This is a genomic window from Vibrio sp. Vb0304, from assembly GCF_033338995.1.
In the GTDB taxonomy this organism is placed as follows: Bacteria; Pseudomonadota; Gammaproteobacteria; order Enterobacterales; family Vibrionaceae; genus Vibrio; species Vibrio alginolyticus.
The window spans coordinates 101,304-122,694 of the sequence record NZ_JAWOTT010000004.1; the positions used below are offsets into that span (position 1 = coordinate 101,304).

Genomic DNA, 21,391 nt, shown 5'->3' on the forward strand with positions numbered 1-21,391 from the left:
AACTTGATTATAGCTAGGTACAATGCGCTCCACTTGGTCCGAGCAATCAAAAGAGGATAACCCCATGACCAAATCATCAGAGCTGTATCAAAAAGCTCAGCAAACCATCCCTGGCGGTGTCAATTCACCAGTTCGTGCATTCAACGGCGTTGGCGGCTCTCCGCTATTTATCGAACGAGCAGACGGTCCACTGATTTTTGATGCCGATGGTAAAGCGTATATTGATTACGTTGGCTCTTGGGGTCCAATGATTCTTGGCCACAACCACGCGGTTATCCGCGAAGCAGTAATTGATGCAGCGCAACGCGGTCTTAGCTTCGGTGCGCCAACAGAGCTTGAAATCGCGATGGCAGAATTAGTTTCTGAGCTTGTTCCATCAATGGAGCAAATCCGCATGGTAAGTTCTGGTACTGAAGCTACTATGAGCGCGATTCGCCTTGCACGTGGCTTCACCGGTCGCGACAAGATCATGAAATTTGAAGGTTGTTACCACGGCCACGCTGACAGCTTGCTAGTAAAAGCAGGTTCTGGAGCACTAACTCTAGGCCAACCAAGCTCTCCTGGCGTTCCTGCAGATTTTGCTAAGCACACGCTAACAGCAACATTCAACGACCTAGATTCTGTACGCGAGCTATTTGCTGCTAACAAAGGCGAAATTGCTTGTATCATCGTTGAGCCAGTAGCAGGCAACATGAACTGTATTCCACCAGTGGAAGGCTTCCACGAAGGGCTACGTGAAATCTGTGATCAAGAAGGCGCGCTACTAATTTTTGATGAAGTAATGACAGGCTTCCGTGTTGCTCTAGGCGGCGCGCAAGCACACTACAACATCAAACCCGACCTAACGACACTGGGTAAAGTGATTGGTGGCGGTATGCCAGTAGGTGCTTTCGGTGGCCGTAAAGAAGTGATGCAATACGTTGCACCTACAGGCCCAGTTTACCAAGCTGGTACCCTTTCCGGTAACCCTGTCGCAATGGCAGCAGGCTACGCATGTTTGAACCTTCTAAAAGAAGAAGGCAACGAAAAGCGCCTAGCTTCTAAAACGAAACAACTTGCTGAAGGCTTTAAGTCTCTAGCAGAAAAACACGGTATTCCGCTAGTTGTTAACCAAGTGGGCGGTATGTTCGGCTTCTTCTTCACTGACCAGGAAAAAGTAACTTGCTACGAAGACGTAACGAAGTGCGATGTAGAACGCTTCAAGCGTTTCTTCCACTTAATGCTAAAACACGGTGTCTACCTTGCGCCATCTGCGTTTGAAGCGAGCTTTACTTCACTCGCTCATGGTTCAAAAGAGATTGATGCCACACTAGAAGCGGCTGACCGCTGTTTTGCTGTTCTTGCAGAAGAAGCGAAATAATCGCTAAAAACGGCGATAACGCATTTAGAAAAGGACCGTAACGGTCCTTTTTTATTGCCAATTCAAAATAACCAATATCGCTAATACCCCAACGACAATGCCAAACCACGGTATTCGCTTAGCTTTTTTCTCAGTTTGACACTTTTTATCACCGTTGCAACAACCCATAGCTCATCTCTTGATTGATAACCGACTGATTTGTAGTCATTATAGCAAGGTACATCGCCCTGCTCTAATTCGGCATTGTCATAAGCTTGAAAGAGTTAAGAGTGCAAAGTAATAAAGGTTACACGCCATCATTGAAGGCATAAACCGTAAACGTCACCTGTAAGTTGGACTAATACCATGCCAAATAATGTAAAAATAACGTCGAGTCACCGAGTACTAATGGTTGCTTTACTCGCCGCTGCTTTTGCTTGCTACTTATTGGTTGAGCCATATATCAATTCAATTGTGATGGCTTTTATCATTTCTTTGCTCATGTTTCCGATACACGAATGGTTTGAGCAGAAAATTCCCAAGCACCCCAATATGGCGGCACTGCTGTCATGTGTCGTCTTGACGTTTATTATTGTTATCCCGCTTTTATTTGTGTTTGCCGCCATTGTTCAGCAAGGCTCTGTTTTCTCACAAAATACATATAATTGGGTTACCAATGGTGGTATCCAAGATATATTCCAACATCCTTTCGTTATCAAAGGCTTAGCGATTGTTAATGAGTACTTACCTTTTGATAAAATCGAGCCCAAAGCCATTGCTGAGAAAATTGGTCAATTTGCCACATCGTTTGGCTCTAACTTAGTCGCTATCAGCGCAAAGATTTTAGGAGACGCAACCAACTTCCTAATGAACTTCTTCCTAATGCTGTTTGTGCTGTTTTTTCTGCTTCGTGACCACGACAAAATTATCTCTGCGATTCGTCATATCCTGCCACTCTCACGTAGCCAAGAAGACCGCATATTGACAGAGATAGAGCAAGTTTCTAAATCAGCCGTAATGGGCTCATTCATGACGGCGATTGCTCAAGGTTTGGCTGGCGGCATCGGTATGTGGCTCGCCGGCTTCCCTGGGCTATTTTGGGGAACGATGATGGGCTTTGCATCATTCATTCCAGTGGTAGGAACCGCGCTAATCTGGATTCCTGCAGCAGCGTACTTGTTCTTAACAGGCGATATGACTTGGGCTATCTTTTTGACGGTGTGGAGTGTAGTTGTCGTTGGCTCTATAGATAACCTATTGCGCCCGTTGCTAATGCAAGGCAGCGCCGGCATGAATACCCTTATGATTTTCTTCTCATTACTGGGTGGTCTGCATCTGTTTGGTTTGATTGGTCTTATCTACGGCCCACTTATTTTTGCCGTGACCATGGTACTGTTTAATATCTACGAGGAAGAATTCAAAGACTTCCTTAACCAACAAGACAACAGCTAGTCACCGCTTAATCACTTCAAGCTTGGGGCAGATTGTGCGAAAATCTGCCCCAAATTATTTCTGATGAACCAAATTTATGTCTGCTTATATCGCTCCTAGCCAAATAGCTCAGCGCCAACTTGAATACTTCAACGGAAAACACGTTTTAGTCGCTGGTGAAGTTGAAGACCTATTTCCTCTTGAGTTAGTAGCTCATTGTGAGTCTGTTGAAGTGTTTACTTCCAACTATAGCTACTACCGCCAAATTCAAACCTCTGACAAAGTGAAAAGTCATTTTGGCTCTGTGTTTGATGTTGAAACAAAAGCAGACATGGTCCTTTTATACTGGCCAAAAGCAAAAGCCGAAGCAGAATACTTGCTGGCGATGTTGATGGCGAAACTGGGCATTAACACCGAAATCGTCATCGTTGGTGAAAACCGCTCCGGCATCAAGAGCATCGAGAAGATGTTCCAAGAATACGGCCCTGTGAACAAGTACGACTCTGCTCGTCGCTGCTCATTTTACTGGGGTAATTGCCTCAATGAACCCAAACCTTTCAACCAAACAGATTGGTTTAAGTCTTACACTGTTACGCTCGGTGAGCAGTCGCTAGCGGTTAAGAGCCTACCTGGCGTATTCAGCCATGGCGAATTCGACTTAGGTAGCCGATTGCTGCTTGAAACCTTACCTAAGCTTTCGGGCAAAGTGCTAGACTTTGGTTGTGGTGCAGGTGTGCTCGGTGCGTTTATGGCGAAAGCGAATCCAGAGATCGCGATTGAGATGTGTGACATTAATGCTTATGCGATCACTTCTAGCCAAGCCACATTAGAAGCGAATGGTTTATCCGGACGCGTATTTGCATCAGATATATACTCGGATACCGCAAAAGACTACCGCTTTATTATCAGCAACCCGCCATTCCACAGTGGTCTAGACACAAATTACAACGCAGCGGAAACCTTGTTGGGTCAGGCACCACAATATTTAACCAAAGACGGCGAAATGGTGATTGTCGCGAATAGCTTCTTAAAATACCCACCAATTATCGAGCGGGCGTTTAATAATTGCGAGACGCTAAATAAGACCAATAAATTTTCTATCTACTACGCGAAAAAATCATAACTTCCCCCCGCGCGGGCACAAACCTGCGCGATTTTTTCTCATAAATTCAACACTCATAAGAAAAACTGCGTCACCCTGCACGCTTTACAACTAACTTTCTTGTCAAAGAAAAAAAACTCGTTAATTTTGTTAATTCTATCTAGTTGAACATCTTATCCGTTTTTAACGAGAACCTCGGCAGCGAAGTATGTTTTAGAACTGCCCATTATGAGTTGTAATCTTATCCATGTTTAAATTCTACAAAAAACAGAAATTTAAGCGCCTTCAGAGTACACTGATGACCGCATTTCTGGTGCTCAGTATCACACCTCTTACCATTACTGCGATCTTTTTCTTGCAGTCCCACAGTAAAGATCTGCAAGAACAAAGCACCTCGCACTTACTGTCTGTTCGAGATACAAAACAGCAGCAAATCATCGACTACTTTGAGGCACGAGAAACCGAAGTCATGGGCTTTGTGCGCTCAGAGTTGGCTTACGCCAGTGGTGGCCGATTCTACGGTCTCGTCAATGCTTTTAGTCGTTTAGGCAATGATATTGAAGAGTCTCGTAAAAACGCCCAACAGCGCTACATCGAGGGCAGCGGAGACCAAATCAAAACCTCAACGTTACCCGAGTCATCCAACTATGTAGGAAGTGAACGTTACAGACTTTTGCACAAACGCTATCATTGGGCCTACTTGGAGCTCCTCAAGCGCTCTGATTTTAATGACATTTTGCTGGTCGACATCAATGGTAACGTCACCTACTCGATCAACAAAGACGATAACTACGGAACGAACTTGTTATCAGGCCCCTACAAAGACTCGGCACTTGGCAAAACTTTCAAGCGTCTCGCCGATGATGTGACTGAACGTCGAAAAGTAAACGAAGACTACACTCCTGTGATTGTGTCTGACTTCGAGCTGGAAGGGGGTAAATCAGTCGCTTGGCTAGGTGCACCAATTGTTCAGCAAGGTTATCTACACAGCTATGCCATGTTCCGCTTGCCAAATAATGGCATCACTAAGTTAGCCGCAGACGCTAATCGAGAGTCATCCATTAACACCCTGCTGGTTGGAAATGATCACCAACCTCGCACAATTAACACGAAACAAGACGACATTAAGAACAGTTTAGAAGTGATCGATAAAGCACTCTCTGGTGCGTTTGGTGTCGGCACTTACACGAACGGCTTAGGTGAAGAAATCATCGCGGCTTATGCACCGATTGAAACTCGTGGTGTGATTTGGGCGCTCGTCGTACAGTTACCAGAAAACGAAGCTTTCGCTCGTATCCATCAACTCGAAAAACTATTCGTTATCGCTATGTTGATCGCCATTATCCTTGTGGTGATAGCTTCTCACTATTTATCAAACTTTATCACTTCTCCGTTGCTGAAATTGACTTGGGTTGCCGAAAAGGTCTCTGCAGGGGATCTTGATGACACGTCTTTTAATACGGTTCGTAAAGATGAAATTGGTCGGCTTGCGTTAAGCTTTGAACGAATGCAACGCTCTATTCGAGAGAAGATTCAAACCATTAAGAAGCAAAATGAAGAACTAGAAAGCAACATACAGATCATTCAAAAACAGAATGAAGAACTGCAATTGGCCGATAAATTAAAAGATGAATTCTTAGCCACGACTTCTCATGAACTTCGTACACCGTTACACGGCATGGTCGGGATTGCTGAAACCTTAGCGTCCGGCGCCAATGGTGCGATCCCCGCTAGCCAGAAATATCAGCTTGATATCATCATTAAAAGTGGTCAGCGTCTCGCTAATCTAGTCGATGACTTGTTGGATTATCATAAAATGCGTTATGGAAGCATGGATATCCAGAAATCAGCAGTGAGTTTGGGCAGTGCAACACGATTGGTTTTAGAGCTTTCTAGCCATTTACTCGGAAGTAAAACCATCCGCATCATCAACCAAGTCCCAGCGGGTTTAAAAGCAGTGTCAGCTGACCCGCAACGCCTTGAACAAGTGCTATATAACCTGATTGGCAATGCGATTAAATACACCTCAGAAGGTAAAATTGTTATCTCCGCTAATGTGGTAGATGATCATGTACGCGTACAAGTTGTGGATACTGGACAAGGAATTCCCGCAGAACAACTTGAACATATTTTTGAACCACTCATCCAAGCAGGGCAAGACGCGAGCCGTTATCGTCAAGGTGCAGGACTTGGGCTCTCCATTAGCCGTCAATTGATCGAATTAATGGGAGGCTCGTTATACGTCAGTAGCCAACCAATGGTCGGAACTACCTTCAGTTTCACTTTACCGCTCGCCAGTGAAGAAGAAATCCAAGCAACCCAGACTCTAGCTGCGCACGGACACTTCCAAATCCCTGAAGTTAATGTAGAGAACCGCGAAGACTTATCACTTCCAGAGAACCCAGACGGCCCGTTACTGTATGTTGCTGACGATGAACCAGTAAACTTACGCGTGCTTGAAAGCTTTTTACGTTTAGAGGGCTATCGTGTGCGTACCGTCTCCGATGGGCCAGAAACGTTAGCGCTCGTCGAGCAAGAGAAGCCGGAACTTCTGTTATTGGATATCATGATGCCAGGCATGAGCGGCTACCAAGTTTGTAGTGAACTACGTGAAACCTATGATCATGCCGAGTTGCCAATCATTATGCTCACCGCACTCAGTCAAACAGAAGATCGTGTAAGAGGTTTTGAAGCAGGAGCCAACGACTATTTATCGAAACCATTTAATAAACAAGAGTTGGCGGCACGTATCCAAGCGCATTTAACGGCAAGTAAAGCAGAAATGCGCCATATGGAAAACAAAGTGCTAGAGTCTGAACTTAGACAGCGAGCAGTCGTTGAAGCAAGCTTACTTGAGACTCAAGGTCGTTTGTTGGAACAGCTAGAATCGGCTCCTGAAGCTATCATCTGTCTACGTGAAGACAAGCGTATTCGCTTTGCTAACGAAGCTGCTTGTAAGCTATTCAAGCGCAGCTTAGAACAGCTAAAGCGCTCATCTGCTGATGAGCTGATTGCCCCTAAATATCTAACCGTCAAACAACCTCATTACTGTGGAAAGATTGATATCTATATTGAAGATATTCGTCAGAACATCGAAGCAGACATTCTTAAGCTCCCTGAAGGTTCAGGGTTAGATATCATGTACATCTTTAATGTCGGCGGTGGAGCCAGTGCCGCTCGCATACATAATCTAGAAACCGCCGTAGAAGTGCTTTCAAGTTATGCATTTGATGGTGACAAAGACCAATTGCAAAAGCTAAAAGAGCTTGGCGGAGAATTTACGCGCCTTGCAGACAAAGCACTCGGTAATAAAAAGGACAAGCAAGAACTTATGCGGGAAGTTCTAGTCGACGCAATGACACATGCTTTAGAGTATTGGGAATCTGTATCGGGTGAAAGTAAATTCGCATTTGCAGAGCAAAGTGGCTTGTGGCGCGTTTATCTAGACCGAAGTACTTTACAAACACGCACCTTAGATAAATACATGCGTATAGAAACATTACCCAAAACACCACGTTGGAGAACGGTGCTAAGCTCGATAGAGTTCATTCTCGAACACTGCAAAGAACAGAGCCCCGAGAGAGCATACATAGAAGCACAACGAGATAAACTACAGCGACTATTGACCAGCTAATATTTATCAAAAAAACTAGCCCAGCGTGCATGCTGGGCTTTTTTGTTATTCGAGTATTCCCTTCCTAGAGATAAAAGAGACCGCCTCTTCCTACCCCATTACCATATTTCCAATAACGAACATTCGGTTAGACAACGCTATCTATTGTTGGTCTTCAAAACGTACGACCTTATCCATTTAACTTGTCTTAACTAGGTAAGTTCGAGCAACCGAAAAAACTTCATTCATATAATAAAAAAAGGACAACAAACGGAAGAAAACTGTCGATAAAAAAGGCCATTTTTCAGATAACAAGCGGATTTTGACGAACTATTGATAGAGATTGCGAACTTAATCACAACAGAACGGCAGATTAATTTTTAGCTGATTAATTAACACCATTTCTGCATGTGAGCGAGATCTCCGAACCTAGAAAACAAGCAGGAAACGTATATTTAAAAAGGACCAGCAGGTTAGTAATCACCAACACTTATTATTAACAAGGATATAAACTGCGACGCATATCAACGTTTATTTTTTGGCCCAATGCTGGTTAAAATTAGCCAAAATAACGTTTATAACGGAGAGCTCAGAGATTTTAACGTTTTTAACGGGAATCAAGTTTGATTATTTTATGGATAAGGTGTTTTCTTACTCCTACCTAAGGCCTACAGGCCACTCTTGGCGAAACTCAATGTTGTAATGAGTAAGGCATGTACAAGAGGTAGGTCTTAGAGAGTGTTTATCAATTGATGACATTCAATTCCATTTAGTGAAATGAAAGCAAATAGTAAGGAACAGCTATGCTTGCCAATATTAAAAAAACAGCACTAGCAACAGCAATTATTGCAACGGCTACTACAGGTTTTGCATCGGTAGCTACTGCGGCTGAACGCAGTGAACTGACTATCCACCCTAAAGAGTTTACAACTTTCGTTCGTAACTTTAACCCTTTCTTGGGTGCAACTAACCTGCACACAACAACCGACTTTATTTACGAGCCGCTCGTTGTTTTTAACGAAATGCACGGTAACACGCCTGTATTTCGTCTAGCAGAAAACTTTACCATGGCTGATGACCTGATGAGCGTAACCTTCGATATCCGTAAGGGCGTAAAATGGTCTGATGGCAAAGCGTTTACCGCTGATGATGTTGTTTATTCTTTCAACCTAGTTAAAGAGAAGCCAGAGCTAGACCAATCTGGTATCAACTCTTGGGTGACTGGCGTAGAAAAAGTTAACGACTACCAAGTTAAATTCCGTCTAAGCGAAGCAAACTCAAACGTTCCTTACGAAATTGCGAAAGTACCAGTCGTACCTAAGCACGTATGGAGCAAAGTAAAAGATCCAGCAACATTCACAAACGAAAATCCAGTAGGCAGTGGTCCATTTACTGAAATCGACACTTTCACACCGCAGCTATATATCCAGTGTGAGAACCCGAATTATTGGGATGCTGACAACCTAGATGTAGATTGTCTGCGTGTGCCACAAATCGCGAACAACGACCAATTCTTGGGCAAAATCGTTAACGGCGAAATGGACTGGACGTCTTCATTCGTACCAGACATCGACCGTACGTACGCTGCAGCAAGTCCGAATCACCACTACTGGTACCCACCAGCGGGTACTCAAGCATTTGTAGTGAACTTCAAAAACCCAGACGCTGCGAAAAACGAAGCACTAACTAACGTTGACTTCCGTCGTGCGTTCTCTATGGCGCTAGACCGTCAAACTATCATTGATATCGCTTTCTACGGCGGCGGTACAGTGAACGACTTCGCATCTGGCCTTGGCTACGCATTCGAAGCTTGGTCTGATGAAGAGACGCACAACAAGTACAAGGGCTACAACACATACAACGCGGAAGGTGCGAAAAAGCTTCTAGCTAAAGCTGGCTTCAAAGATGTAAACAAAGATGGCTTTGTGGATACACCATCTGGCAAGTCTTTCGAGCTCCTAATTCAATCACCAAACGGTTGGACTGACTTCAACAACACAGTACAACTAGCCGTTGAGCAACTAGCAGAAGTGGGCATTAAAGCTCGTGCTCGTACACCAGACTTCTCGGTATACAACCAAGCAATGCTAGAAGGTACTTACGACGTTGCTTACACCAACTACTTCCACGGTGCAGATCCACACTTGTACTGGGATAGTGGCTACAACTCGAAGCTACAAGCTGGTGACGGCATGCCTCGCTTTGCAATGCACTTCTACAAGAACGATAAGCTAGACGGTCTTCTTAACAGCTTCTACAAGACAGCAGATAAGCAAGAACAGCTAGAGATCGCTCATGGCATTCAGAAGATCATTGCTCAGGACCAAGTAACTATTCCTGTGCTATCTGGCGCGTACATGTACCAATACAACACAACTCGCTTCACTGGTTGGTGGAACGAAGAAAACCCTAAGGGCCGTCCAAACATTTGGGCAGGTATCCCAGAGCGTCTACTTCACGTACTGGACCTAAAACCAGTTAAATAAGTAGAAGTTCATTTCAAGCGGCATACATCCCGTGTGCCGCCTATAAAAATCCCTTGTTAACGAAACCAATATGTGGCGCTCGTCGTCAGGGGATTTTTCGCTCTAAATTTCGCTAGGAGCGACCTGAAACCAGAAACAGGGAAAAAATCTGGGTGAGTAAGGTGTGAGTTATGGGTTATTTTTTAAGACGTTTGTCGTTCTATCTTGTCGCGCTCTTAGTTGCAGCGACGTTAAACTTTATTATTCCGCGAGCAATGCCTGGTGACCCAGTTACCATGATGTTTGCTAATGCTTCAGTACAGGTGACTCCAGAACGAATCGCAGCAATGAAAGAACTGCTCGGTTTCGTTGATGGGCCAATTTACATTCAGTACTTCTCGTACATTAAAAACATTCTAAGTTGGGAATTGGGCACCTCAATCCAGTTCTACCCACTTTCAGTTAATTCTTTACTAGGTAGTGCATTTGGCTGGTCACTATTTCTAGCTGGTACTGCGGTTGTACTTTCTTTCTCCATCGCTTCTGTCCTTGGTATTTTTGCCGCCTGGAAGCGCGGTAGTAAGTACGATGCATTCATAACGCCTGGCACATTGATCATTCAAGCTATTCCACAAATGGTTATCGCAATGTTAGCGCTGTTTACCTTTGCGATTGGCCTGAAATGGTTCCCATCTGGCTATGCTTACACGCCAGGTACTATTCCTGATTGGACAAGCTGGGAGTTCATCAAGAACGTGGGTTACCACGCTGTACTACCTCTATTCTGTGCAACCATCGTTCAAATTGGTGGCTTCCTAGTTAACATGCGTAACAACATGATCAACCTTCTCGCCGAAGACTATATCACGATGGCTAAAGGTAAAGGGCTGAGTGAAAACCGCGTCGTCTTTAATTACGCCGCACGTAACGCACTACTTCCAAGTGTTACCGCACTGTCTATGTCTTTGGGTATGGCCATTGGTGGTCAATTGATCATCGAGATGATTTTCAACTACCCAGGTTTAGGCACCGTGCTACTTAACGCAATTCACGCTCGTGACTACCAAGTACTTCAAGGTCAGTTAATTATCATGACGATGTTCATGCTGTGCTTCAACTTAATGGCTGACATGCTGTACATGATTCTAGACCCTCGCCTACGTACGGGAGGCAAATAATCATGAAAGAACTATTCAAACTTATTTTAGGTAACGCATTCGCTCGAATCGGTCTTGGTATTGTTACCGTATTCGTATTCGTTGCGATCGCCGCTCCTTTACTTACAAAGCATGCGCCAGACAAGCGAACCGGTAACCCACACGAATACCCAAGCTTTGTTGTAAAACAGGCACAAAACAATCCTGATGGTTGGGTCGCTAAAAACCTAGCAGACGATCGTCGTACGCTGATTATGTCTAAAAAGGCCGACCACGTATTAGGTACTAGCCGAATGGGTCGCGATATCTGGTCGCAAGTGGCTTACGGTGCACGAGTATCACTGGGTGTAGGCTTTGGCGCTGGCATCATAGTGTGCTTCTTAGCAACAGTCATTGGTATATCGGCAGGTTACTTCGGCGGCAAAGTGGATGACGTATTGAGTGCCGCGATGAACATCATGTTAGTAATTCCGCAGTATCCATTGCTATTCGTGTTGGCGGCCTTTATCGGTGAAGCAGGCCCACTCACCATTGCCTTGATTATCGCTGGTACTTCTTGGGCATGGGGTGCACGTGTTGTCCGCTCTCAAACTATGGCACTACGCGAGAAAGAGTTCGTTAAAGCTGCCGAAGTATTGGGAGAGTCTTCATTCCGCATCATCTTCGTTGAGATTTTACCAAACCTTATCCCAATTGTCGGTGCGAGCTTCATTGGCTCAGTAATGCTGGCGATCAACACTGAAGCGGTCATTTCGTTCCTAGGTTTGGGTGATGCCAACACGATCAGTTGGGGCATCATGCTTTACAACGTGCAAACCTCATCAGCCATGCTGATTGGCGCATGGTGGGAAGTACTAGCACCTTGTATTGCCCTAACACTACTGGTTACTGGTCTTGCTCTGTTGAACTTTGCCGTTGACGAAATTGCGAACCCTCAACTTCGTTCTCACAAAGGCATGAAACGCTGGAAAAAACTAGCAGCAAAAGACAAGAAAGAACGTGAGCCTGAACTGGCACCACAAAATGCACTATGGAGCGGAGATAAATAATCATGACTGCACCACTAATTTCCATCCGTAACCTATGCGTAGACTACATCACAGACGCGGGCGATGTCCGCGCCTGTAACAACGTGAGCTTCGACATTGCACCAGGTAAAGTATTCGGTCTGGCTGGTGAATCTGGCTGTGGCAAATCCACTGTTGCCTTCTCACTAATGCGCCTTCATAAGCCGCCAGCGTTTATCACAGGTGGTGAGGTGATCTTCAACGGTGAAGATATCCTTCAGTACAGCGATGATCGCATGCAAGCGTTCCGCTGGAGTGAAATGTCGATGGTATTCCAGAGTGCGATGAACGCTTTGAACCCTGTTCTAACCATGGAAGAGCAGTTCTGTGACGTCATCATGCGTCATACCAATATGACTCGCGCTCAAGCAAAAACACGCGCTGAAGGTCTGCTGGAAATCGTTGATATCCACCCTAGCCGATTGAGTGATTACCCGCACCAGTTCTCTGGTGGTATGCGTCAACGTCTAGTAATCGCAATCGCTTTGGCTCTGAACCCAAAAATGATCATCATGGACGAACCGACTACCGCATTGGATGTAGTGGTTCAACGTGAAATTCTACAAAAAATTTACGCGCTTAAAGAAGAGTTTGGTTTCTCAATTCTGTTCATCACACATGACTTGTCATTGATGGTCGAGTTCTCGGATCGTATCGGCATCATGTACTCAGGTGAGTTGATTGAAGTCGCGCCTTCTAAGCAAATTCTGGAAAGTCCTTACCACCCTTACACCAAAGGTTTGGGTAGCTCTTTCCCTCCACTAACTGGACCAAAGACCAAATTGACTGGTATTCCAGGTAACCCGTTGAACTTGCTAGAAGTACCACAGGGCTGCCGCTTCCAAGCTCGTTGCGACCGCGTACATGAAGCATGTACACGTGTACCAACCCAATTACGTCAAATTGAACCAGGTCGCCTCTCAAATTGCCATTTGTACGGCGACACCATTGCTCAAGCTAAGGTTTAACAACAAAAAAACACTAGCTAAGAACAAAAATTACACTGGAGAGAATTATGAGCAAACAATTCGGCGAACTGCTGATTGAGGGTAAAAATGTCGTTAAGGACTTCCCTTTAAACAGTAACTCAATCAAACAATCTAAGATGCGCGCAATCAACGACGTCTCTTTCAAAATGTACAAGAGCCGCGGCTTGTCAGTGGTAGGTGAATCTGGTTCAGGTAAGTCTACTACTGCAAAAATGATTGCAAAAATGTACGCACCAACCGATGGCATCATTGAATACAAAGGTCGTGATATCCAAGACATCACCTCTCGTCACGATTTAATGACCTACCGTGAAGGTGTACAAATGGTGTGGCAAGACCCGTTTGGCTCGCTAAACCCAACGCACAATATCTTCCACCATATTGCGCGCCCGCTGCTGATTCATAAGAAAGTAGCACCGGGCAACAAGAAAGAACTGGAAGAGCGTGTGTACGACCTACTTGAACAAGTTGGTCTTATTCCACCAAAAGAAACGGCGCAAAAGTTCCCGCACCAGCTATCTGGCGGTCAGCGTCAGCGTGTCAACCTGGCTCGTAACATCGCGGTTGGAGCTGAAGTAGTCTTGGCGGATGAGCCAACATCCATGCTCGATGTATCGATCCGCGCTGGCGTTTTGAACTTGATGGAAGAGATGAAGTTTGAAAAACAAATGTCTCTGCTCTACATCACTCATGACATCGCAACAGCGCGTTACATTGCTGAAGATCTTGCGGTCATGTACGTAGGTCACATGGTTGAATGGGGCGATACTGAAGAAATCATTCACGACCCTCAACACCCATATACGCAACTGTTGGTATCTGCGGTTCCAGATCCATCGAAGTCTATTCACGAGAAACTGAAAGGCAACAAAGGGGAAATCCCACTTTGGACACCAGAATCTGTCGGCTGTCCATTTGCTGGACGTTGTGTACACGCTACCGACAAATGTCGCGAACGACTACCAGGCGTCACTCAACTGTCCGACAACCACTTTGTCCGCTGTTACTTATTTGAAGATTAATCATAACGAGGGTCAGGTTCAGCCTGACCCACTCCTGTTTTTATCGTTTCCCGGAGACATTGAATGCTGCTACTGACTAACCACATTGGTTATGAACGTCTGGGCCCAAAGAAAGCCATTATCCAGACCGAACAACCACACTTGTCTTCTTACACTGCTCAATTGATTTGTGCCACTAGCGAGCAAACCGTGGCAACTTTTGCGGTTGAAGAACAAGGTAAAGTGGCGAACTGGCATCAGGGCTATTTCTACCTCATCGACTTTTCCTCTTTCACAACGTCAGGTGACTATTTCTTGCAAGTAGAAGATACGCGCTCTTCCTCTTTCATCGTTGGCGAACACATTCTGTTGGATCAAACTTTGTCAGATGTGATCCACTATTTCAAATCGCAACGTTGCGGCGGAATCTTCGATCAACAAGATCGACAACTTCCAGTACTAAACTCCAATAAAAAGGTTGATGTACACGGCGGCTGGTACGACGCATCAGGAGACGTTAGCAAGTATTTAAGTCACCTTTCATACGCGAATTATTTGAATCCTCAACAAACCCCAATGGTGGTTTGGAACATCCTAAAAGGGGTTTCGTTGCTTGAAGGAAGCGAAGACATTACAGCTTTCACACGTACACGTCTGATTGAAGAAGCCCTGTTCGGTGCAGACTTTCTTGTGCGTATGCAAAACGAAAAAGGCTTTTTCTACATGACGGTCTTTGACAAGTGGAGCAAAGATACTGCGCAACGCGAGATTTGCGCGTACGAAACTCAACTTGGTCACAAATTTGACGACTATCAAGCAGGCTTTCGACAAGGTGGCGGTGTCGCCATTGCAGCGCTAGCGGCAGCGTCGCGTTTAAGTGTTCACGGTGAATACGATCAACAAAAATACCGCAACGCTGCCGAAAATGGTTACTGGCACTTAAAAGAGCACAATACGCAGTACCTCAATGATGGGGAAGAAAACATTATCGACGAATACTGTGCGCTACTGGCTTGTGTAGAACTGTTTAAAGCAACCAAAGAAACTCGCTACTTGGAAGAGAGCCGTTTGTGGGCGCAACGTTTAGTTGCACGCCAAATGAGCGACGAGCAGATTCAACACTTTTGGTCAGCAAACCAAGACGGCAGCCGTCCATATTTTCACGCAGCCGAAGCTGGTCTACCAGTTATTGCCCTATGCGAATATCTATCAATTGAAGACGACTCAGCACGAGCGGAATCGGTAAAACGTATCGTCAACCTAGCGTGTGAGTTTGAGATCACAATATCGAATAAAGTGATCAACCCATTCGGTTACCCTCGCCAATATGTTAAAGGCGTAAATGAGTCAAAACGCGAGGCATTTTTTGTCGCACACAACAATGAATCCGGCTATTGGTGGCAAGGCGAGAATGCTCGACTGGGCTCAATCGCGACCATGGCGTACCTTGCTCAACCGCATATAGCGTCGCAAGAAGTACAGCAACAACTTTCTGTGTTTGCTCAAGATGCATTGAACTGGGTTGTAGGCTTAAACCCATACGACATGTGCATGCTAGATGGCCATGGTCGTAACAACCCTGATTACCTCCCTCAATATGGTTTCTTCAACGCAAAAGGTGGCGTGTGTAACGGAATCACTGGCGGCTTTGAAGACGAGGAAGACATTGCATTTAACCCACCAGCACAAAAAGAAGACGTGTTACAAAACTGGCGCTGGGGCGAACAATGGCTCCCGCATGGCGCTTGGTACTTACTCGCGATAATGAGTCAAGCTCAGCATGTTTCTCAGTTGGCGACCTCTAAAAATATGAAGGAAGAATAATCATGGGAATGTATTTTGCCGGTATCGATGGTGGCGGCACGTCATGTCGAGCCAGGATTAAAGATTCACAAGGTAATTTTGTTGGCGAGGCCAAAAGCGGCAGTGCCAACATCATGCTAGGTGCTGAAATAGCAATGGCTTCGATTCTTGAATCCATCACTTCGGCTACCGAGCAAGGCGGTCTAACACAACAAGATTTCGCGTCGATGCACGTCGGCTTAGCCCTTGCTGGCGCAGAGCACAAAGCATCTTGGCAAGCCTTCATGTCTCTTCCTCATCCATTTGCCAGTATAACTCTGAATACCGATGCTTACGGTGCGTGCGTTGGTGCGCACAATGGCGAAGATGGCGCAATCATGATTGCGGGAACCGGTTCTTGTGGCATTTACCTTAAAGGATTGGAGCAACACGTTGTCGGTGGTCGTGAGTTCCCTATTTCGGATCAAGGTGGCGGCGCAGTGATGGGGCTACGCCTAGTTCAGCAAGTTTTGTTAGCTGAAGATGGCATCAGAGAAAAAACGCCCCTAGCACAACACTTTATGACGCATTTCGAAAATGAGGTCGACAACGTGGTGGCGTGGTCAAAACAGGCGCTTCCTCGTGATTATGGGCAGTTTTCTCCGGCTATTTTCCAACATGCGGAACAAGGCGATGCACTGGCCATTGAAATACTGAAGCAAACCGCAGCGGATATAGAAATGTTTCTCGTGGCATTAAACAAGCGCGGCGCAACACGTATTTGTTTAATGGGTAGCATTGCTGAACGCATTTTACGTTGGCTCTCACCACCAGTTCAGCAATGGATTGTTGAGCCACAGTTTGACGCGATTGAAGGCGCAATTATGTTTGCTGGCAAACCAGAACATAACCTTTACTCGCTCAGTGCGGCGTAGGAGTAGATATGGAATATCGTGTTGATCTCGTGGTCCTTTCTGAGCAGAAACAAAACTGCCGCTTTGGCCTCACCTTTCATAACTTGAGCGACCAAGACCTAAACAGCTGGAGCTTAACTTTCGCTTTCGATCGTTACATTCTTCCAGACAGCGTTTCAAATGGTCAACTGACTCAAATTGGTAGTTTTTGCACACTTAAGCCAGAAGGGCTGGTACTGGCTGCCAACCATCACTATTACTGTGAATTCAGTATTGGTTCGAACCCATTCCGTTATTACTCGGATGGCTTTAACGAAGCGATGATCAACTTTGTCGTTGATGGAAACCCACAGCGCGCACAAGTGGATGTCACGCCTATCGTATTAGCTTCACCATACCGTGAACGCAGTGAGATTCCGGCAAGTTTAACCCATGCACAGCCCTTGCTGCCAAAACCAAACCATATTGAGGTCAGCGATCACTATTTTAGCTTTGATCATCATGCTGGCGTCGCGGTTTATTCAAGCCTGGCCAATTCAGCTAAAGAATGGCTACTTGAAGAGCTTAAGCGCATTCACCAATTTGAGTTCGCATCAGACAATGGCAGTCAGATCATCTTCAAAGGCAACCCAACCTTGGATGAAGGCGCTTACAAACTGAAAGTAGCCGAAGAGTCAATCAAAATTGAAGCAGGATCTTCGTCTGGTTTTACCCATGCTTGTGCAACGTTATTACAACTAATCAAAGTTGGCGATCAACCTAACTCAATGGAAGTAGTTTGTTGTTCAATCAAGGACAGGCCACGTTTTCGTTACCGCGGTATGATGCTGGATTGTGCTCGTCATTTTCACTCCGTTGAGCAAGTCAAACGCTTGATCAACCAACTGGCTCATTACAAGTTCAATACGTTCCATTGGCATCTTACCGACGATGAGGGTTGGCGAATTGAAATCAAATCACTGCCTCAACTGACCGATATTGGTGCTTGGCGCGGATTGGATGAGATCAATGAACCACAGTACACGCACTTTGATGAACGTTACGGCGGCTTCTACACGCAAGAAGACATCAAAGACGTTATCGAATTTGCATCGCAACGCGGCATCACCATCATTCCTGAAATTGATGTACCTGGTCATTGCCGAGCCGCCATCAAGTCGTTACCACACCTATTGGTAGAAGCGGAAGATACCACCGAATACCGCAGTATTCAGCATTACAACGACAACGTCATTAACCCTGCTCTGCCGGGGAGTTATGAATTTATCGACAAAGTGCTAGAAGAAGTCTCTGCACTTTTTCCTGCGCCTTACGTTCATATTGGTGCCGACGAAGTACCTAACGGCGTATGGTCAAAAAGCCCAGCATGCCAAGCACTAATGGAACAACTGGGTTACAGCGACTACAAAGATTTGCAAGGACACTTCTTACGTTATGCCGAAGACAAACTTCGTAAATTGGGCAAACGCATGCTGGGCTGGGAAGAAGCTCAACACGGCGACAAAGTCAGTAAAGATACGGTGATCTACTCATGGCTAAGCGAAGAAGCGGCCTTGAACTGTGCTCGCCAAGGCTTTGATGTGGTGCTGCAACCAGCACAAACCACTTACCTAGATATGACCCAAGACTACGCACCTGAAGAACCGGGCGTGGACTGGGCAAACCCACTGCCACTAGAAAAAGCTTACAACTACGAGCCGCTCGCTGAAGTGCCTGCCGACGACCCAATACGTAAGCGCATTTGGGGCATTCAAACAGCATTATGGTGCGAAATTATCAATAACCAACCTCGCATGGACTACATGATCTTCCCTCGTTTAACTGCAATGGCAGAAGCATGTTGGACAGACAAACAACACCGAGATTGGACCGACTATTTATCACGCTTGAAAGGCCATCTACCTCTGCTTGATTTGCAGGGAGTGAATTACCGTAAACCGTGGAAGTAATACAAAACTGATGTCGAAACATCACGCTTGAAGAGTTTTTAAATTTTGGCTGCTGATGCAGCTTCGTAAAAAGGAAAGACACAAATGAAATACGGCTATTTCGATAACGAGAATCGCGAATACGTCATCACTCGCCCTGACGTACCAGCACCATGGACCAACTACCTAGGTACTGAGAAGTTCTGTACGGTTATCTCGCACAACGCGGGTGGCTACTCGTTCTACAACTCTCCAGAATACAACCGTGTTACTAAATTCCGTCCAAATGCGACATTCGATCGCCCAGGACACTACGTTTACTTGCGTGATGATGAGACAGGTGATTACTGGTCAATCTCTTGGCAACCAGTTGCGAAGAGCCTAGACGAAGCAAACTACGAAGTTCGTCACGGCTTGTCTTACTCTAAATTTAAGTGTGAGTACAACGGTATTGAAGCTGAAAAGACGCTATTCGTACCAAAAGGCGAAGACGCTGAAATCTGGGATGTAGTGATTAAAAACACCTCTGACAAACCACGTACGATCAGTGCATTCTCATTTGTTGAGTTCTCATTCAGCCACATTCAATCTGATAACCAAAACCATCAGATGTCTCTGTACTCGGCAGGTACGGCTTACAACGAAGGCGTGATAGAGTACGACCTGTACTACAACACCAACGATTTCGAAGGCTTCTACTACCTAGCTTCAACATTTGACCCAGATTCATACGACGGCCAACGTGACAGCTTCCTAGGCCTATACCGTGACGAAGCAAACCCGTTAGCGGTAGAACAAGGTAAGTGTTTCAATACAGCACAAACGTGTTACAACCACTGTGGCTCTTTGCATAAGCAATTTACTATTCAGCCGGGTGAAGAAGTTCGCTTTGCTTACATTCTAGGTATCGGTAAAGGCAACGGTGAGCGTCTACGTGCTAAGTACCAAGACCTTGCAGAAGTCGACAACGCATTTGCGGGTATCAAAACACACTGGGATGAGCGCTGTGGCAAGTTCCAAGTGAAATCACCAAACGAAGGTCTAGATACCATGATCAACGCTTGGACGTTATACCAAGCGGAAACGTGTGTGGTGTGGTCTCGCTTTGCTTCATTCATCGAGGTGGGAGGCCGTACTGGTCTTGGTTACCGCGATACAGCGCAAGATGCAATCTCAGTTCCTCACGCTAACCCAGCAATGACGCGCAAACGTATCGTTGACCTACTGCGCGGCCAAGTAAAAGCGGGCTACGGTCTACACCTATTCGATCCAGATTGGTTTGATCCAGAAAAAGCGGATGTTAAACCATCTAAATCTCCAACCGTAGTTCCAACACCTTCTGATGAAGACAAAATTCACGGCATCGAAGACACTTGTTCTGATGATCACCTATGGCTAGTTCCAACCATCTGTAAGTACGTGATGGAAACCGGTGAGCACAGCTTCTTCGACGAAGTGATCCCTTACGCCGACGGTGGCGATGCAACGGTTTATGACCACATGAAAGCCGCGCTAGACTTCTCGGCTGAATACGTAGGTCAAACCGGTATCTGTAAAGGTCTGCGTGCAGACTGGAACGACTGTCTGAACCTAGGTGGCGGCGAATCGTCAATGGTGTCGTTCCTACATTTCTGGGCACTGCAGGAGTTCATCGACCTAGCTAAATACCTAGGGAAAGAAGCCGACGTTGAAAAATACACGGTGATGGCAGCAAACGTTCGTGAAGCGTGTGAAACCCACCTTTGGGACGAAGAAGGCGGCTGGTATATCCGTGGTCTAACGAAAAACGGCGAAAAGATCGGTACAGCGCAACAAAAAGAAGGTCGTGTACACCTAGAGTCAAACACACTTGCGGTACTTTCTGGTGCGGTATCTCAAGAGCGCGGCGAAAAAGCGATGGACGCTGTCGATGAGAACCTGTTCTCTGAATACGGCCTTCACCTAAACTCACCATCTTTTGCAACACCGAATGATGATATCGGCTTCGTAACTCGTGTTTACCAAGGCGTAAAAGAGAACGGTGCGATCTTCTCGCATCCAAATCCATGGGCTTGGGTAGCTGAAGCGAAACTGGGTCGTGGTGATCGTGCAATGAAGTTCTACGATGCACTTAACCCATACAACCAGAACGACATCATCGAAAAACGTATTGCAGAACCTTACTCATACGTACAGTTCATCATGGGTCGTGACCACCAAGACCACGGTCGTGCAAACCACCCATGGTTAACAGGTACATCTGGCTGGGCTTACTTCGCTGTTACCAACTTTATCCTTGGTGTGCGTACAGGCTTCGATGGCCTAACTATCGATCCATGTATCCCAACGAACTGGCCTGGTTTCGAAGTGACTCGTCAATGGCTAGGTGCAACGTACAACATCAAAGTAGTTAACCCAGACTCAGTAAGCAAAGGCGTTAAGTCGATTACTGTGAACGGTGATGCAGTGAATGGTGCCTCTGTCCCAGTTCAAGCGGAAGGTTCAGTAAACGAAGTTATCGTTACTCTAGGTTAATCATCTTTTGGGGGAGTCCTTCTCCCCTTTTGATTTATCCGGTGCATTTATGTTTTACAAGTGCATCGGTTCGCTAGCAAAGATTTAAG

13 protein-coding genes are annotated in these 21,391 nt (G+C 45.7%); all 13 read left to right on the top strand.

What is annotated here, in order from left to right:
* Positions 1 to 64 precede the first annotated feature (64 nt).
* The 13 genes from hemL to R7P35_RS08550 all read left to right on the top strand — a co-directional run bounded on the left by hemL (position 65) and on the right by R7P35_RS08550 (position 21,302).
* Entirely contained in the window at positions 65 to 1,360 is a 1,296-nt protein-coding gene (gene hemL / locus R7P35_RS08490) for a glutamate-1-semialdehyde 2,1-aminomutase (protein WP_005380032.1), read from the top strand.
* Positions 1,361 to 1,705: 345 nt separating this feature from the next.
* On the top strand, positions 1,706 to 2,791 hold the full coding sequence (locus R7P35_RS08495) for an AI-2E family transporter (RefSeq protein ID WP_005386541.1): 1,086 nt from the start codon (positions 1,706 to 1,708) through the stop codon (positions 2,789 to 2,791).
* Between the two features lie 76 nt (positions 2,792 to 2,867).
* Entirely contained in the window at positions 2,868 to 3,893 is a 1,026-nt protein-coding gene (gene rsmC / locus R7P35_RS08500) for a 16S rRNA (guanine(1207)-N(2))-methyltransferase RsmC (RefSeq protein ID WP_017635899.1), read from the top strand.
* A 226-nt stretch (positions 3,894 to 4,119) separates the two neighbouring features.
* The gene (locus R7P35_RS08505; protein WP_318091973.1) at positions 4,120 to 7,506 is read left to right on the top strand and encodes a response regulator; all 3,387 of its coding nucleotides are present in this window, start codon (positions 4,120 to 4,122) and stop codon (positions 7,504 to 7,506) included.
* Positions 7,507 to 8,288: 782 nt separating this feature from the next.
* Positions 8,289 to 9,971: an ABC transporter substrate-binding protein gene (locus R7P35_RS08510; RefSeq protein ID WP_005380037.1), complete on the top strand. Its 1,683-nt coding sequence runs from the start codon at positions 8,289 to 8,291 to the stop codon at positions 9,969 to 9,971.
* Positions 9,972 to 10,141: 170 nt separating this feature from the next.
* The gene (locus tag R7P35_RS08515) at positions 10,142 to 11,128 is read left to right on the top strand and encodes an ABC transporter permease (protein ID WP_318091976.1); all 987 of its coding nucleotides are present in this window, start codon (positions 10,142 to 10,144) and stop codon (positions 11,126 to 11,128) included.
* Between the two features lie 2 nt (positions 11,129 to 11,130).
* Complete coding sequence (locus R7P35_RS08520; RefSeq protein WP_054730004.1) at positions 11,131 to 12,156, top strand: ABC transporter permease; 1,026 nt, start codon at positions 11,131 to 11,133, stop codon at positions 12,154 to 12,156.
* Positions 12,157 to 12,158: 2 nt separating this feature from the next.
* On the top strand, positions 12,159 to 13,142 hold the full coding sequence (locus R7P35_RS08525) for an ABC transporter ATP-binding protein (protein ID WP_213904899.1): 984 nt from the start codon (positions 12,159 to 12,161) through the stop codon (positions 13,140 to 13,142).
* Between the two features lie 47 nt (positions 13,143 to 13,189).
* Positions 13,190 to 14,185: an ABC transporter ATP-binding protein gene (locus R7P35_RS08530; protein WP_005380041.1), complete on the top strand. Its 996-nt coding sequence runs from the start codon at positions 13,190 to 13,192 to the stop codon at positions 14,183 to 14,185.
* A gap of 63 nt (positions 14,186 to 14,248) precedes the next feature.
* Positions 14,249 to 15,988, top strand: a complete 1,740-nt coding sequence (locus R7P35_RS08535; RefSeq protein WP_053306756.1) for a glycoside hydrolase family 9 protein — start codon at positions 14,249 to 14,251, stop codon at positions 15,986 to 15,988.
* Positions 15,989 to 15,990: 2 nt separating this feature from the next.
* Positions 15,991 to 16,881, top strand: a complete 891-nt coding sequence (locus R7P35_RS08540; RefSeq protein ID WP_318091979.1) for an N-acetylglucosamine kinase — start codon at positions 15,991 to 15,993, stop codon at positions 16,879 to 16,881.
* An 8-nt stretch (positions 16,882 to 16,889) separates the two neighbouring features.
* Positions 16,890 to 18,809: a beta-N-acetylhexosaminidase gene (locus tag R7P35_RS08545; RefSeq protein ID WP_025768196.1), complete on the top strand. Its 1,920-nt coding sequence runs from the start codon at positions 16,890 to 16,892 to the stop codon at positions 18,807 to 18,809.
* An 84-nt stretch (positions 18,810 to 18,893) separates the two neighbouring features.
* On the top strand, positions 18,894 to 21,302 hold the full coding sequence (locus tag R7P35_RS08550; protein WP_025768195.1) for a GH36-type glycosyl hydrolase domain-containing protein: 2,409 nt from the start codon (positions 18,894 to 18,896) through the stop codon (positions 21,300 to 21,302).
* The last annotated feature ends 89 nt before the right edge of the window (positions 21,303 to 21,391 follow it).